General features: G+C 70.4%; 12 protein-coding genes and 1 pseudogene. 7 read left to right on the top strand and 6 right to left on the bottom strand.

What is annotated here, in order from left to right:
- Positions 1–10: 10 nt before the first annotated feature.
- A complete protein-coding gene (locus DFR50_RS00685; RefSeq protein ID WP_342634520.1) occupies positions 11–2,335 on the bottom strand; it encodes a tetratricopeptide repeat protein in 2,325 nt (774 codons plus the stop codon).
- 49 nt (positions 2,336–2,384) lie between these two features.
- A complete protein-coding gene (locus DFR50_RS00680) occupies positions 2,385–2,912 on the bottom strand; it encodes a GNAT family N-acetyltransferase (RefSeq protein ID WP_113887464.1) in 528 nt (175 codons plus the stop codon).
- Between the two features lie 93 nt (positions 2,913–3,005).
- Here DFR50_RS00680 and DFR50_RS00675 point away from each other — a divergent pair, with 93 nt between their 5' ends.
- The 3 genes from DFR50_RS00675 (at position 3,006) to DFR50_RS00665 (ending at position 5,572) form a co-directional block, all read left to right on the top strand.
- A complete protein-coding gene (locus DFR50_RS00675; protein WP_245427226.1) occupies positions 3,006–3,818 on the top strand; it encodes an LssY C-terminal domain-containing protein in 813 nt (270 codons plus the stop codon).
- 26 nt (positions 3,819–3,844) lie between these two features.
- Positions 3,845–4,684, top strand: coding sequence for a GNAT family N-acetyltransferase (locus tag DFR50_RS00670; RefSeq protein ID WP_113887256.1), 840 nt, complete (start codon positions 3,845–3,847; stop codon positions 4,682–4,684).
- A 96-nt stretch (positions 4,685–4,780) separates the two neighbouring features.
- The gene (locus DFR50_RS00665; protein ID WP_113887255.1) at positions 4,781–5,572 is read left to right on the top strand and encodes an SDR family NAD(P)-dependent oxidoreductase; all 792 of its coding nucleotides are present in this window, start codon (positions 4,781–4,783) and stop codon (positions 5,570–5,572) included.
- A gap of 32 nt (positions 5,573–5,604) precedes the next feature.
- On the opposite strand, the gene DFR50_RS00660 is transcribed toward DFR50_RS00665, so the two are convergent.
- Together DFR50_RS00660 and apaG are read right to left on the bottom strand one after the other, a co-directional pair.
- Positions 5,605–6,627: a zinc-dependent alcohol dehydrogenase gene (locus DFR50_RS00660; protein ID WP_113887254.1), complete on the bottom strand. Its 1,023-nt coding sequence runs from the start codon at positions 6,625–6,627 to the stop codon at positions 5,605–5,607.
- Between the two features lie 244 nt (positions 6,628–6,871).
- On the bottom strand, positions 6,872–7,264 hold the full coding sequence (gene apaG, locus DFR50_RS00655) for a Co2+/Mg2+ efflux protein ApaG (RefSeq protein WP_113887253.1): 393 nt from the start codon (positions 7,262–7,264) through the stop codon (positions 6,872–6,874).
- Positions 7,265–7,356: 92 nt separating this feature from the next.
- Between apaG and argE the strand changes: the two genes are divergently transcribed.
- The 4 genes from argE (at position 7,357) to DFR50_RS00635 (ending at position 10,369) form a co-directional block, all read left to right on the top strand.
- Positions 7,357–8,520 carry an acetylornithine deacetylase gene (gene argE / locus DFR50_RS00650; RefSeq protein ID WP_113887252.1) on the top strand — a complete coding sequence of 388 codons (1,164 nt, stop codon included), beginning with the start codon at positions 7,357–7,359 and terminating at the stop codon, positions 8,518–8,520.
- Between the two features lie 467 nt (positions 8,521–8,987).
- Complete coding sequence (gene cynS / locus DFR50_RS00645) at positions 8,988–9,470, top strand: cyanase (RefSeq protein ID WP_113887251.1); 483 nt, start codon at positions 8,988–8,990, stop codon at positions 9,468–9,470.
- A gap of 84 nt (positions 9,471–9,554) precedes the next feature.
- Positions 9,555–9,968, top strand: coding sequence for a hypothetical protein (locus DFR50_RS00640; protein WP_113887250.1), 414 nt, complete (start codon positions 9,555–9,557; stop codon positions 9,966–9,968).
- A 140-nt stretch (positions 9,969–10,108) separates the two neighbouring features.
- Positions 10,109–10,369: a hypothetical protein gene (locus DFR50_RS00635; protein WP_147262620.1), complete on the top strand. Its 261-nt coding sequence runs from the start codon at positions 10,109–10,111 to the stop codon at positions 10,367–10,369.
- 108 nt (positions 10,370–10,477) lie between these two features.
- Here the strand turns inward: DFR50_RS00635 and DFR50_RS00630 are convergent, their stop codons facing one another.
- Together DFR50_RS00630 and DFR50_RS32730 are read right to left on the bottom strand one after the other, a co-directional pair.
- Positions 10,478–11,779: an O-acetylhomoserine aminocarboxypropyltransferase gene (locus DFR50_RS00630; protein WP_245427246.1), complete on the bottom strand. Its 1,302-nt coding sequence runs from the start codon at positions 11,777–11,779 to the stop codon at positions 10,478–10,480.
- A gap of 102 nt (positions 11,780–11,881) precedes the next feature.
- Positions 11,882–12,205: pseudogene (locus DFR50_RS32730) on the bottom strand (CoA-binding protein); the annotation flags it as partial.
- Positions 12,206–12,347 lie beyond the last annotated feature (142 nt).

The raw sequence follows: 12,347 nt of genomic DNA, 5'->3' as shown, positions 1-12,347 counted from the left end.
GTGGTGAAAATCACCTCGCCTTCGTCCGCCCCCGCAGCGCCTCGACATAAAGCTTCAGGTCCGGATCGTCCGGCTGGAGCGCCAGCAGCCGCTCGGCGTCACGAAGCGCGCCGGCGAGGTCGCCCTCCTGCTGCTCGATCTCGACCATGAGGGTCAGGAGGCCGCTGTCGTCCGGGCGGCGGCTGAGCGCCGCGGCCAGCGTCTTCAGGGCGTCGCCCGCGCGGCCGGCCGAGTTCAGCGCGACCGCGTAGACATAGGCGTTGTGCGGGTCGTCCGGCGCCAACGCCGTCGCCTGCTGGAACTCGACGAGGGCGTCGGCGTTGCGCCTCATCCGGACCAGCGCCAGCCCCAGCGCGTGGTGCAGACCGGCGTCCCCCGGCGTGAAGGCGATAGCCGCGCGCAGAACCGCCTCGCCCTCCGCATCGCGGCCGGTTTCCCGATAGAGGTCGGCGAGGTTGACCGCCGCGGGGGCGAAAAGCGGCGACAGCTTCAGCGCCGCCCGGTATTCCGCCTCCGCGTCCGCGAGTAGCCCTTCGCGGGCGTAAAAGCCGCCGAGCGTCAGCCGCGCTTCGGGACGGTCGGCGTTGAGCCTTTGCGCCGCGACGAACTCGGCGGCGGCGCGATCGAACGCGGCGCGATCGGCTTCCGGCCGGGCGGCCGCCGGCATGGCGGCGAGGAGATCGACGGCGCGGATGTGCACGCCGCGCACCGGGTCGGCGAGCAACGGCGCGACGATCGGCCAGAGCGCCTCGGCCGGCGCGGCGGCGAGCATGTCGAGCGCGCCGATCCGCACCATCGGATCGGGGTCGGTCAGGCCCGCCTTCGCGATGTCGACGGTCTTGCCCGAGAGGAACGGCTGAAGCTCGGCGAGCGCGCCGGCGCGGGCGAATCCGGGCGTCTGGCGGTCGGCGGCGACGTGCGCGAGCAGCGCCTCCGCGTCGGCCGAACCGGACCAGGCGGCGTGGAAGGCCGGCGCATAATGCTGAAAACCGTTCCGGTCCGGCCCATGCCAGTCTCGAACGGCGTCCGCCGCCCATTGCGGGGATTTGTCGGCGTGGCAGGCGTTACAGGCGTTCGGCGCGCCTGTCTGCGCCGACAGGTCCGGTCGGGGAATGCGGAAGCTGTGATCATGGCGCGTGTGGACGACCATGTAGGTGCGCGTCGGCATGTGACACTGGACGCAGCCGACCGGGGGATCGACCCCCTCGTGGCGCCCGTGCGCCGCCGCTGCATAGGTGGTCGGCGCATGGCATTGCAGGCACACGCCGTCGCCGGGAAGCCTCAGCCCGGCGCTGTGCGGGTCGTGGCAGTCGCTGCAGGTGACGCCCCTGGAAAACATCTTGCTCTGTTTGAACGCGCCGTAATTGTAGACTTCGTCCTCCATCTGCCCGTCGGCGAAATAAAGACCGCGGGAGAGCGGCGGGACGACGTGGGTGTCGCTGAGCCAGCGGCCGGGAACCCAGTCCTCGTTGATCTGCCCGCGGCGGGCATGGCACAGGCCGCAGGTCTCGACTTCCTTGCGCAAGGGGGCCGGGTCGGCGCCCGGGCGCGCGTTGCCGGACGCGGGATCGATCGCCCACGGCCTGTTCGCCCGCTCGTCGAAGCGCACCACGAGCCCCTTCGAGTCGTCGTCGCCGGCTGGGGCGCTCGAGCCTGCGTGCGTCTTCGCCCACGCGACGTGAGCCGAACCCTTGCCGTGGCAGCTCTCGCAGCCGACGCTGATCTCGGCCCAGGTGGTGGCGAACCTGTCGGCCCGGGCGTCGTAATTCTTGCGCACGCCGGTCGAATGGCACTCGGCGCACATGAAGTTCCAGTTCTGGTTGAGCTTCGTCCAGTGCAGCGGGTCGTCGTGCGGGATCGGCTCGTGCGGATAGAGGCTGAACCAGCGCTGCCCGCCCTTGTCCTTCGGCCGGCTGTCCCAGGCGATCCCGAGCGCCTGCAACCGCCCGTCGGGGAACGCGATCAGATATTGCTGCAGCGGATAGACGCCGAAAGTGTAGGCGATCTCGAATTCGGCCAGTTTGCCGTCCGGCCCGTCGGTCTCGACCATGAACTTGCCGTCGCGCCGGAAGAAGCGCGAGGTCACGCCGAATTGTTCGAAGGTCGCATTGGAAAAATCCCCGAGGACGGACGCCTCGGTCGCGTGGTCCATCGCCGCCTTGTGATGCGAACCGGCCCACAGCTTCGCCTGGTCGGGATGACAGGAGGCGCAGGTCGCGCTGCCGACGGCGTCGGGCGGCGGAGCGGCGTCGGCGGCGCGGACCGCTGCGCCCGGGGCCGGCGCGAACAGCGCCGCGAGGGCCGCGAGCGCGAGAATCAGACGGCGCACGCTCACGATCGGCATCCCTCCGGCATGCGGGCGCGCGCCCGCCGATCATGGCGCCTTATGGCGCCGGCTCGGGGCGGTCGTCGGAGGTTTCCGTCCGGCGCGCGACGGGCCGCTCGTAGACGACTTCGTAGGGCGAAAAGCCGTCGCCCAGATAGGCGCGCGTGGCGGCGTCGTTGGCGGCGAGCGCGCAAAGCCGCAGGCGTGTAATCCCGGGTCGCGCCAACCGGCGCTCGATGGCGGCGAGGAGCTCGGCGGCGACCCGACGGCCGCGAAACGCCGGCGCGACGAAAATGTCGGAGACGAAGGCGAAGCGGTCCGAGTCCGGCGTCTCGATGATCGCATCCGACTGCTCGATCCAGCCGGCGACGAAGCCGACGAACGCCCCCGCCGATTCGGCCACCAGCATGACCCCGTCGCGCGCCGCCCGGGTCTCGATCCGGGCGAGATAGGCGTCGGCGACCTGCTCCCCGGGTAGGCGCGAATCATGCAGGCGGCTCTCATGGTCCTGGAGTTCGACGACGGCGCGCCGAAGGTTCGGGCGGTCGGCGACCGTCGCGGGTCGAATGTGCAGCCAGGGAGACATCGAAGATCGTTCACCCCATACTGGCGCCGTCGTCAAGGGCCGGCGCCCCGACGCCGGTCGGCGAGGGGTTGGCCAAGGGAAAGGGGCAGGGATTTGAGGCTGGTCGTTCTCGCGCTGCGCAGGCTCGCCGTCGCGCTGCTCGGCGTTCTCGCCGTCTGGCTGATCGCCTATGTCTTCCGGCTGACCGACCACCGGCTGCCGACCCTCGTGGCGCTCGCCGCGACCTGGGCGGTCGCCGCCTACCTCATCCTGCCCTGGATCGTGCTCATGAGCCTCAAGCTCCTGAAGCGCGGCGCCGTGCCGAGCTTCACCCTCACCGGCGACGGCTTCCCCGGCGACCCGGTCAATCTCGCGCTGATCGGCACGTTGGCCGAGCTTCGCCAGGCCTTCGCCCGCGCCGGCTGGGTCGAGGCCGATCCGCTGAGCCTGAAGAGTTCCTGGGGCATGGCCGTCTCGTTCGTCTTCGATCGCCCCTATCCGTCCGCGCCGTTCAGCTCGCTCTATCTGTTCGGCCGCAAGCAGGACGTCGGCTTCGAGAAGGCGATCGACGGCAGCCCGCGCAAGCGCCATCACGTCCGCTTCTGGGCGCTGAGCCTCGACCGGGCGTCGGAAGCGGACACGCCGCAATTCTGGATGAACGCCGACCGCCCGCCGCTCGATCAGCCGGCGCTCTGGGTCGGCGCCGGCACGCGCGACACCGGCCTGTCGTTCACCAAATTCACCTTCCAGTTCACCCACGCCACTGACGACGACACCAACGCGGAGCGCGATACCCTCCTTGCCGACCTGAAGGCGGCCAACGTCATCGGCGAGCCGGTCTGGCGTCGCGAGGGCGAGAGACTGGCGCTCGGCAAGGTCAACCACTATGTCGCCGACGGCGAGATCGCGGTCGCGCGGCTCGCCTGACGGCGCAACCCGGGAGAGATCCGACAATGACCGCATCCGACCTCTCGATCCGCGTCATGGCGCAGGACGAGCTCGGCCTCGCCCTCGACTGGGCGGCCGAGGAGGGGTGGAATCCGGGCCTCGCCGACGCCGCGAGCTTCTACGCCGCCGACCCGGGCGGCTTTCTCGTGGGCGAAATCGGCGGCGAGCCGGTTGGCTGCGTCTCCGCGGTGCGCTACGGCGATTTCGGCTTCCTCGGCTTCTACATCGTGAAGCCCCCCTTCCGCGGGCGGGGATACGGCCTCGCGCTGTGGCGCGCGGCGATGGATCGTCTCGCCGGCCGCGTCGTCGGTCTCGACGGGGTCCTGGCGCAGCAGGACAACTACATAGAGTCCGGCTTCCGGCTCGCCTGGCGCAACATCCGTCATGAAGGCGTCGGCGGGGGACGGCCGCCGGAAGGGCTCGCCGACCTCGCGTCGGTCCCGTTCGACGCCGTCGAGGCCTGCGACCGGACGATCTTCCCGGCCGAGCGCCGGCGCTTCCTCGAGCGCTGGATCCGCCCGCCGCAGGGCGCGGCGCTCGCCGCAGTGGAGGCGGGCGCCTTGCGCGGCTACGGCGTCCTGCGCGCCTGCCGGCGCGGCTTCAAGATCGGCCCGCTCATCGCCGACAGGCCGGACGTCGCCGAGCGCCTGTTTCGCGGCCTCGCCGCGCGCGCCGCCGGCGCGCCGCTGTTTCTCGACACGCCTGAAGTCAACCCGGACGCCGTGGCGCTGGCGAAACGCCACGGCATGACGCCCGTGTTCGAGACCGCGCGCATGTACACCGGTGAACCGCCGCCAATTAAGCTCGACCGCTGCTTCGGCGTCACGACGTTCGAACTCGGCTGAACCGGCCGCGCCGCTCTTGAGTTTGGCCGACAACGGCGCTTCAAGCGTCGTCGAGGGGCGCGAAAACGGCGGCGCCCGCAACGGGAAAGGCATGTCATGGACCTGCAACTGGACGGAAAGCGCGCGCTCGTCACCGGCAGCACCGCCGGCATCGGCTACGCCATCGCGGCCGGGCTCGCCCGGGAGGGCGCGCGCGTCATCGTCAACGGCCGCACGCAGGACGGCGTCGCCAAGGCGGTCGCCAAACTGAGGGCCGAAACGGCGGGCGACGTCGTCGGCTTCGCCGGCGATCTCGGCCAGGCGGAGGCGGCGGAGGCGCTGGTCGCCGCCCATCCCGAGGTGGATGTGCTCGTCAACAACCTCGGCATCTTCGAGCCGAAGCCGTTCGAGGATATTCCCGACGCCGACTGGCTGCGCTTCTTCGAGGTCAACGTGCTCAGCGGCGCGCGGCTCGCCCGGGTCTATCTGCCGGCGATGCGACGCGCCAACTGGGGCCGCATCATCTTCATCTCGAGCGAGAGCGGGCTCCAGATCCCGGCCGAAATGATCCACTACGGCGTCACCAAGTCCGCGCAGATTTCACTCGCGCGCGGACTTGCCGAAGCGGTCGCCGGGACGGGAATCACCGTCAACAGCGTGCTGCCGGGCCCGACCCGCTCGCGCGGCGTGGTCGATTTCGTCGCGGCTCTGTCGAAGGACTCGGGCAAGAGCTTCGAGGAGTTCCAGACCGAGTTCTTCGCAACCGTGCGCCCGACGTCGCTGATCAAGCGCTTCGCCACGCCCGAAGAGGTGGCGGCGCTCGTGACCTATGTCGCGAGCCCGCTGGCTTCCGCCACCACTGGCGCGGCGCTGAGAGTCGACGGCGGCGTGGTCAAGAGCGCGTTCTGACGGGGGGGATCCGAGAGGGGTCGGCGCCTCGCCTACCCGTTCGGCAGGAGCAGCGCCTTCAGATAGCCCGGACGGTTGTCCGCCAGCGCCGCGAACAGGTCGGGGGCGGCGGCCAGCGGCGCCTGGTGGGTGACCACGGCGCGCACGTCGACCCGCCCCGAGGCGACGAGCTCGATCGCGCGCGGATAATCGTCGCCCATGCGACGGACGAACTTGATCCCGAGCCCGCGCCGGCGCGGGTCGGCCGCCGGCAGCGTGTAGGAGTCGCCGTCCGGGATGCCAGTCAGCACGACCCGGCCGCCGATCTTCGCCGCCAGCACGGCGTCGCGGAATCCGTGCGGGCTGTTGGTGGCCTCGACCACGAGCGGCCGGCCGTTGACGCCCCCGCCCGTGGCGAGGTCGGCGACGGAGGCGAACGCGGCGCGCGCGCCCAAAGCCAGCGCGGCGTCGCGCCGATGCGCGAGCGGTTCGACCACGTCGACCGCGCCTGCGCCCGCGACCTTCAGGAGTTGCAGGATCAGGAGCCCGATCGGGCCGGCGCCGAGCAGGGCGACCGGCTCGAGCAGACGGGGCCGGGCGAGGTCGACGGCGTGGATCGCGACGCCCAGCGGCTCGAGCATGACCGCGTCGAGCGGCGTGAACGTCTCCGGCAGGGGAACGATCTGCTTCGCCGGAACCCAGATCTTCGACGCCATCGCGCCGTCGAACGGCGGCGCGCCGATGAACTCGACGGTCGGGCAGAGATTGCCGAAGCCCTCGCGGCACCATTCGCACGTTCCGCAGGAGCCGTTGGGGTCGACGGCGACCAGCGCGCCGCGGCGAAGGCCGCGCTCGGGGACGTCCTCGGCGAGATAGCCGCCGAATTCGTGCCCGGGCACGAAGGCGTCGCCGACCTGGGCGGCGCCGATGCCGCCGTCCTTGTAATAATGCAGGTCGCTGCCGCAGATCCCGACCGCCGCGACCTCGATCAGGGTCTCGCCCGGCCGGCCCTCGCGCAGATTGTACGGCCCGACGCGGACGTCCCGGACGCCCCGGAAAAAGACGGCTTGGTTCATGCGGCGCTCCTTTGCCGGACTGAGCCCGGCGCCCGCCGCCTAGACCGTCTCGCCGCGCGGGTAAAGAGCCGCCGATCCCGATGCGCGGCGACGACCCGGGATTGTCCGCGCGCGAAGTCTCCGGAGGAGCCGGAGCGGATCGCTGGACATCGTCGCAGGCGCGCTCGCCGCGCGGCCCCGCTCGAGCCGAGCGTGACCGCCGACGCCCGGACTTTCGCCCCGGTCGACGAAGCTGCCGGGGCCGCTAGTTCAGCGTCCGCCTGACGTGAGGCGAATCGAGCGAGAAGGCGGGAATGGCGACCTGGAATCGCTCGCCGTTCGCGCCGAGCATGCCGTATTCCCCGACCATCATGCCGCTCGAGGTCGGCAGCGGGCAGCCCGAGGCGTAGCGGAACGATTCGCCGGGCTGGATCGTGGGCTGCTCGCCGACGACGCCGGGACCGCGAACCTCCTGCTGGCGCCCCTCGCCGTCGGTGATCTGCCAATGCCGCTCGAGAATCGTCACAGGGCTGTCGCCGAGGTTGGCGATCTCGATGTCGTAGCGCCAGAAATAGCGGCCCTCGGCCGGATCGGAGCGATCCGGCTCGAAGGTCGGCTCAACGGTGACTTTGACCTGATGTGTGACCGACATGTACATGAGAAGGCTATTCTAGCGGCGCGAACCGGCGCGTCTACTGGCGCGCGCGGTTTTTCTCGACGCGTGTTCACTGCGACCGGACGGGGAAGACCATGAGCGAAGACCGTCTCGCCGAGGCCAAGGCGCTGCTCGCGCGCCTGATCGCGTTCGAGAGCGTCAGCGACCGGTCGAACCTGCCGCTGATCGCCTTCGTCGAGAGCTATCTGGCGGCGCTCGGCGTGGCCTCCCGCCACGCGCCGAACCGGTTCGGAGACAAGAGCGCGCTGCTCGCCACCGTCGGGCCGCGGGTCGACGGCGGGGTCGCGCTCAGCGGCCACACCGACGTCGTGCCGGTCGAGGGGCAGGCGTGGACCAGTCCGCCGTTCGTCATGCGGGAGGCCGAGGGCCGGCTCTACGGCCGCGGCGCCTGCGACATGAAGGGGTTCGCGGCCTGCGTGCTGGCGATGGTTCCGACCTTCCAGGCGGCGGGGCTGAAGCGGCCGATCCACATCGTGCTGAGCTACGACGAGGAGACGACCTGCCTCGGCTCGACCGACGTCATCGCCTGGTTCGGCAGGGACGAGCCGCAGCCCGCTGCGGTCGTGGTGGGCGAGCCGACCATGATGGAGGTCGCCGACGCCCACAAGAGCGTGGCGACGATCCGAACCGTCGTCAAAGGCTGCGAAGCGCACTCCGCCCTGCCCGCGCTCGGCGCCAACGCGGTCGCCGCCGCCGCCGACGTCGTCAGCGAGATCGGGCGCCTCGCGCGCGAATACGAGAAGGGTCCGCTCGACAGCCGTTTCGCGCCTCCGTATTCGACGCTCCACGTCGGGATGATCCACGGCGGGACGGCGCGCAACATTCTCGCGCGCGAATGCGCCTTCGACTGGGAGTTCCGCGGCCTGCCCGGGATTTCGCCCGACCGGCCGGTGGCCGAGGTTCAGGCCTTCGTCGATGCGGTCGCCCTGCCGCGCCTCACCCGCTTCGTGAGCGGCCCGACGATCGCGACAGAGATCGAGGCGATCGCCCCGGCGCTCGCCGCGAGGCCCGGTTCGCCCGCCGAAACGATGGCGCTGAGGCTGACCCGGTCCAACCGGACGATCGCCGTGTCCTTCGCCACCGAGTCCGGCCACTTTCAGGCCGCGGGCATCCCCACGGTGGTGTGCGGGCCGGGCTCGATCGATCAGGCGCACAAGCCGGACGAATATGTCGAGGAGACGCAACTCGCGGCCTGTCTCGACTTTCTCGACGCCCTTGCCGGCGAACTGTCGCGATAGACGATTCCCGAGGACGACGGGCCCTTCCCCCTCTGCGGCGCCGGAGCCCCAATCCCGCAGCGCGTCGAAAGACGCCCGTCTTGCGACGGCGATGGCGGCGCCCGGCGGAGGCGGGGCGGCGCCCGCCGGACACGGAACCGGCCCCTTGCCGAATCAAGTCTTCATCGGCTTTTTTCCGCGACCGCCTTCACCGGGCTGGCGGATTCGAGGACGGCGGTTGGCGGGCCGCATCTCGCGGCGGCGGCCCAACCCGCTCGCGTCCCATGGTCTCGCGGCGATCGCCGGCAGCGCCGGACCGACGTCGTGTTCGCCGACGAGGCCGCTTCGCGCGCCGGGACGGCGCCGCGCCTCAATCGGCGGGAATGGTCCGTTGCTTTCGGTCCACGCATTGCCTTGTCGACAGCCGCGCCCTTCAATGGCGGCGCGGCGAACGTTCGGCCGCGTGACCCATTCGGACAGGACCGCCCATGACGCGCGAGCAACTCGTCGAAAAAATCCTGGACATCAAGCGCGATCGGCGCTGGAGCTGGAAGGAGGTGGCGCAGCAGATCGGCGGCATGTCGCCGATCCTGGTCGTCGGGGCGCTGCTCGGCCAGATGCGGCTGCCGAAGGCGCTCGCCGCGAAGGCGGGCGAGCTGTTCGGCCTCTCGGACGTCGAAACGCTGATGCTGAGCGAGGTCCCGACGCGCGGAACGGCGATGCCGCCGACCGACCCGCTGCTCTACCGGTTCTTCGAGATGGTGATGATCAACGGGCCAGCCCTGAAGGCGCTGATCGAGGAGGAGTTCGGCGACGGCATCATGTCTGCGATCGACTTCGACATGACGCTCGACCGCCTGGCGCACCCGAAGGGCGACCGGGTGAAGATCGTGCTCTCCGGCAAGTTTCTGCCCTACAGATATTACGGGAACGAGCCGGGCGTTCCGGAGGGCGGCCTCAAGGAGGATTGACGGGCGAGCGACCGGCGACGGCGCGGGCGCCGCCTTGCGCTCGCGCCCGCGCGCCGGCAAGATCAGGCGGGGGCGGAGGGGCGCATGGCTGCGATGGGTTTGATGGCGCTGGCGGTGGCGGCGCTGCTCGGCGTGGCGATGGGGATGAAGTATCTGACGACCCCCGCCTTCATGCCCTACCATGCTGCGGTCGTCGGCAAGACGTGGGCGGAGATCGATCCGCTCATGCAGGCGATCGTTCTGGGCATGCTGCGGGTGGTCGCCGGCGGTTTTCTCGCCCTCGGCGTCGCGATCGGCTGGCTGACGCTCGCGCTGGCGCAGGGCGCGGCTTGGGCGCCCTGGGCGATCCTGACGACGGCCGCCGCCGGGCTCGGCCCGGCGCTGTACGTGTCGCTGAAACTCCGGTCCGTCCGGCCCGAGGCCAAAACGCCGGTCGTCCCGACCGTGGCCGCGATCGTGCTGATCGTGGTCGGGACGGCGCTGGCGCGCTTCGGCTGACTGTGTGCGACAGCGGCGCCGCGACAGCGACCGGCCAAGGCTTCCGCGCTGGATAAGGGAAATTTTAGTCCGCGAAATCGGGACGCCGATTGGTGTGCGGCGTAAAGGACGTCTCGAACCTCTTTTCGGACAGGCGCGGGATGAACAGGGACGTCGGAATTCGCCTTGCGCTGGCGTTCGGGCTGGCGGCCGCGGCCGCCGGCTGCCAGACGGAACAGAAATCCATGCCCGTGATGTCGGTCACGCAATGGGAGGCGCTGCCGTCGGGCCAGAAGCCGATCTTGTTCCGCGATCCCGACCCCCGGCTGGCCTACCCCTACAACATCCACGAGACCGACGGGCTGAGCCGCAATCCGGACGATTGCGCGCGCTGGGGCTGCGTGGACGTCAACAGCCGGTGAGAGCCGCCATGTCCTTCGGGGCCGGCCAACGGCGGCGCCGACGAAAGGGCGCCGGAAGCAATTGGAGACGTTCGGAACCGGGCGCGAATGGCGGGCCGTGCGCGAACCCTACGTTCCGAGCGCCTGGTCGAGGTCGCGGATCAGATCGTCGGCCGTCTCCAGCCCGATCGACAGGCGGATGACGTCGTCGCCGGCGCCGGCGGCCTTGCGTTGCGCCTCGGTGAGCTGGCGGTGGGTGGTCGAGGCCGGGTGCAGGATCAAGCTGCGGGTGTCGCCGATGTTGGCGAGGTGCGAGAACAGCCGGACGCTCTCGACCACCTTGATTCCCGCTTCGTAGCCGCCCTCGACGCCGAAGGTGAACACCGCGCCCGCTCCCTTGGGCAGGTATTTCTGGGCCAGCTCGAAATACGGGCTCGCCGGCAGTCCGGCGTAGCTGACCCAGGCGACCTTCGGATGCGCGGCGAGAAACGCCGCGACCCTTCGGGCGTTGGCGACGTGCCGCTCCATCCGCACGTGCAGGGTCTCGACGCCGGTGATGGTCAGGAAGGCGTTCATCGGCGCGAGCGCCGGGCCGAAGTCGCGCAGGCCCACCGCCCGCGCCTTCATGGTGAAGGCGAAGTCGCCGAAATTCTCGAAGAACTTGAGGCCGTGGTAGGCGGGCTCCGGATCGGTCAGCGACGGGAAGCGGCCGTCCTGCGCCCAGTCGAATTTGCCGGACTCGACCACCACGCCGCCGAGCGCGTTGCCGTGGCCGGAGAGAAACTTGGTCGTCGAATGCACGACGATGTCGGCGCCGTGCTCGATCGGCCGGCAGAGGTACGGAGTCGCGAGCGTGTTGTCGACGATCAGCGGCAGGCCGGCGGCATGCGCGATGCGCGCGACCCGTTCGATGTCGACCACCACGCCGCCCGGATTGGCGAGGCTCTCGATGAAGATCGCCTTGCACTTGGGCGTCAGCGCCCGGGCGAAATTCTCGGGGTCGGCCGGGTCGACGAAATGGCAGGTCCAGCCGAGTTTCGCGAACGAGACGCCGAACTGGGTGAGCGAGCCGCCGTAGAGGGCGCGCGAGGCCAGGAATTCGTCGCCCGGCCCCATCAGGGTAAAGAAGGTCAAAAACTGCGCCGCGTGGCCGGAGGCGGCCGCGACCGCCGCCCGCCCGCCCTCGAGGCTCGCGATCCGCTCCTCGAGCACCGCCACCGTCGGGTTGGTCAGGCGCGCGTAGATGTAGCCGAAATCGTGCAGGTTGAACAGCGAGGCGGCGTGGTCGACGTCGTCGAACACATAGGCCGTCGTCTGGTAGATCGGCGTCGCCCGCGCCCCGGTGGTCGGGTCCGGGGCGGCGCCGGCGTGGATGGCGCGGGTCTCGAAGCCGTAGGCGAGGTTGGCCGCCGGCGCGGCGCGGGTCTTGATCCGCCGCGGCAGCGGCGGCGCGGGCGCGCGGTTGCGGATGATGCCGCTGTTGACGCCGCTCCACGACAATTCGCCGCCGAGCCGCCCGAACTCGATTTTCGGGCAGCGGTTCATGATCACCTCGATCCCCGCCGCCTCGGCGACTGTCGCCGCCTCGTCGTTGCGCACGCCGAGCTGCATCCAGAGGACCTTGGCGCCGATCGCGATCGCCTCCGCGGCCACGCCCGGCGCCTCCGGCGCGGCGCGGAACATGTCGACCATGTCGATTGCGTCCGGGATGTCGCGTAGCGACCGGTAGACGGTCTCGCCGAGCAGCCTTTCGCCGGCGATCGCCGGATTGACGGGGATGACGCGATAACCCTTGCCCTGGAGATACTTCATCACGAAGTAGCTCGGCCGGTTCCAGTTCGGCGAGGCGCCGACCATGGCGATCGTCTTCACCCGCTCGAGGATCGAGCGGAGCTTTGCGTCCGGATAGGGAATCGGTTCGAGATCGGCCATGATGCGCTCGCGGAAGGACGGCGCCATCCTTACCGGAACGCGGCGCGATTTCCACCGGAGCGCCGTC

Origin of the sequence: Roseiarcus fermentans, from assembly GCF_003315135.1 — a bacterium.
Classification (GTDB): domain Bacteria; phylum Pseudomonadota; class Alphaproteobacteria; order Rhizobiales; family Beijerinckiaceae; genus Roseiarcus; species Roseiarcus fermentans.
Note: the sequence above shows the minus strand (reverse complement) of the source record. Positions and strands in the feature narration are given on the sequence as shown.

What these genes read in the sequence shown, in the direction of transcription:
- DFR50_RS00680 (WP_113887464.1), bottom strand. Translation starts at nt 2,912, where the DNA reads ATGTCTCCCTGGCTGCACATTCGACCCGCGACGGTCGCCGACCGCCCG.
- DFR50_RS00670 (WP_113887256.1), top strand. Translation starts at nt 3,845, where the DNA reads ATGACCGCATCCGACCTCTCGATCCGCGTCATGGCGCAGGACGAGCTC.
- DFR50_RS00665 (WP_113887255.1), top strand. Translation starts at nt 4,781, where the DNA reads ATGGACCTGCAACTGGACGGAAAGCGCGCGCTCGTCACCGGCAGCACC.
- DFR50_RS00660 (WP_113887254.1), bottom strand. Translation starts at nt 6,627, where the DNA reads ATGAACCAAGCCGTCTTTTTCCGGGGCGTCCGGGACGTCCGCGTCGGG.
- apaG (WP_113887253.1), bottom strand. Translation starts at nt 7,264, where the DNA reads ATGTACATGTCGGTCACACATCAGGTCAAAGTCACCGTTGAGCCGACC.
- argE (WP_113887252.1), top strand. Translation starts at nt 7,357, where the DNA reads ATGAGCGAAGACCGTCTCGCCGAGGCCAAGGCGCTGCTCGCGCGCCTG.
- cynS (WP_113887251.1), top strand. Translation starts at nt 8,988, where the DNA reads ATGACGCGCGAGCAACTCGTCGAAAAAATCCTGGACATCAAGCGCGAT.
- DFR50_RS00640 (WP_113887250.1), top strand. Translation starts at nt 9,555, where the DNA reads ATGGCTGCGATGGGTTTGATGGCGCTGGCGGTGGCGGCGCTGCTCGGC.
- DFR50_RS00635 (WP_147262620.1), top strand. Translation starts at nt 10,109, where the DNA reads ATGAACAGGGACGTCGGAATTCGCCTTGCGCTGGCGTTCGGGCTGGCG.